1 protein-coding gene and 1 pseudogene are annotated in these 2,239 nt (G+C 66.4%); both read right to left on the bottom strand.

The genetic code is table 11. The features are described from left to right. Positions 1-1,179: replicative DNA helicase (dnaB, locus tag BACI9J_RS24195; protein ID WP_159736817.1), on the bottom strand; the 1,179-nt coding region annotated here is incomplete at its 3' end. Between the two features lie 569 nt (positions 1,180-1,748). After that, positions 1,749-2,200, bottom strand: a pseudogene (rplI, locus tag BACI9J_RS24190) (50S ribosomal protein L9). Positions 2,201-2,239 lie beyond the last annotated feature (39 nt).

Raw genomic sequence — 2,239 nt, 5'->3', positions numbered from 1 at the left:
CTCACGCAGGTCGGAGATCGCGGGCTTCTTGTCGGCACGCTGCTCGGGCCCACGGTTCAGCTGCGACAGGGCGATGACGGGGACCTGGAGCTCCTTGGCCATCAGCTTCAGGGCACGCGAGAACTCGGAGACCTCTTGCTGGCGGCTCTCGACCTTCTTGCCGGACGTCATCAGCTGCAGGTAGTCGATGACCACGAGCTTCAGGTTGTGCTGCTGCTTGAGTCGACGGCACTTGGCGCGGATCTCGACGAGCGTCATGTTGGGGGAGTCGTCGATGAAGAACGGGGCGTCGTTGATGCGACCGCGGGTCTGCGCGATGGTGGTCCAGTCGCGGGAGTCCACGGTGCCCTTGCGCATGTTCTGCAGCGGCACGCTGGTCTCGGCGGAGAGCAGACGCATGGCGATCTCGGCGCGGCCCATCTCGAGCGAGAAGAACGCGGCGGTCTGGTCGTGCTTGATCGCGGCGGCGCGGCACAGGTCGAGCGCGAGCGTCGACTTGCCCAGCGCAGGGCGGGCGGCGACGATGATGAGCTGTCCGGGGTGGAAGCCGTTGGTCAGGCCGTCGAGCTGCGCGAACCCGGTCGGCACGCCGGTCATCTGGCCGTCGCGGCCCTTGGCGGCCTCGATCTCGTCGAGGGCGGCGGAGATGGCGTCGGTCAGCGGGACGTAGTCCTCGGTCTGCACACCACCGGCGACGTTGTAGACCTCGGCCTGGGCGCTGTTGACGAGGTCGGTGACCTCACCTTCCGACGCGTAGCCCATCTGGACGATGCGGGTGCCGGCGTCGACCAGCCGACGGAGCACGGCCTTCTCGGCGACGATGCCGGCGTAGTAGCCGGCGTTCGCGGCGGTCGGCACCATGCTCGTGACGCTGTGCAGGTACTCGGCCCCGCCGGCACGGGACAGCAGGCCGGTCTTGGTCAGCTCGTCGGTGACGGCGATGACGTCGGTGGGTTCACCGTGCGAGTAGAGCGACAGGATCGCGTCGAAGATGACCTCGTGCTTGGGGACGTAGAAGTCCACGCCGCGTGCGGTCTCAATGACGTCGGCGACGGCGTCCTTCGACAGGAGCATGCCGCCGATGGTCGACTGCTCCGCGAGCATGTCGTGCGGCGGGGTGCGTTCCATGCCGCGCTCCGCGTAGTCCTGCGGTGCGGGCTCAAGATGTGCGATCGACACACGCTCTCCTCTGTTGACGACACGGACCGGAACCGGCGGGACAGCACCCACCGGCCGGAACCCGCACCCCTGTTTCTACCCCCGGCGACCGACATCCCCGAGTCGCTGGCCCAAGGTACGGCCCGAGAGTTATCCCCAACAAACGGACCTGTGGATAACTCTGTGGAGAGGCTGCGGAACACGCCGGACTGCTGTGTGGACAACTGTGGAGGAGCCTGTGGAAAAAGGCCCGTACGAACACACTTTCGACCGCTTGACCTGGTCTTTTGTGTTGCACACGGTGTGTGGAAAAGTGGGGTTCAACTACCCCTTGAAGGTTCCGATTTGACACGTTTCCACTGTGTAAAACGACTTGACAAGCACCCCTCCTGTGGGAAGATTTCTCGGCCCGCTCCCAGCCAACGTGACCCCGTCTGAACCGTAACCAGCCAGGCCGAGTCGAGCCGCGCCTCCAGTCTGGCGACCGTCTCGGCGACAGCCGTACGACAAGCCGCGCGACCGCCCCGGGAACACAACGACGGGCGGGCCTCCCGGAGGAGACCCGCCCGTCGTGGAGCGGAACGTCAGTGCTACTTGGCAGCGACGACCTGGAGCGAGATCACGGCAGTGATGTCCTCGCGCAGGCGCACGGTGGCCTCGTGGTCACCGACGGTCTTGATGGTCGCGGGGACCTCGACCTTGCGCTTGTCGAGCGAGCCGACGCCCTGCGCCTGGACGGCGTCAGCGACGTCGCCCGGACGGACGGAGCCGAACAGACGACCGTCCTTGCCGGCCTTGACCGACAGGGTGATGGTCGCGTTCTCGAGCTTCATCTTGAGGTCCTGTGCCTCTTCGATGGTGGCGAGCTCGCGCGCGGTACGCGCGGCACGGATCGACTCGACCTGCTTCTCGCCGCCCTTGGACCACGCGACAGCGAAGCCCTGGGGATGAGGTAGTTGCGGGCGTAGCCGTTCTTGACGTCGACGACGTCACCAGCGGAACCGAGGCCGGAGACCTCGTGGGTGAGGATGAGCTTCGACATGTGTCGACCTCCGATCAGCGGCCGGAGCCGGCGTAGGGG

This window comes from Arthrobacter sp. 9V (assembly GCF_902506065.1).
In the GTDB taxonomy this organism is placed as follows: domain Bacteria; phylum Actinomycetota; class Actinomycetes; order Actinomycetales; family Micrococcaceae; genus Arthrobacter.
Note: the sequence above shows the minus strand (reverse complement) of the source record. Positions and strands in the feature narration are given on the sequence as shown.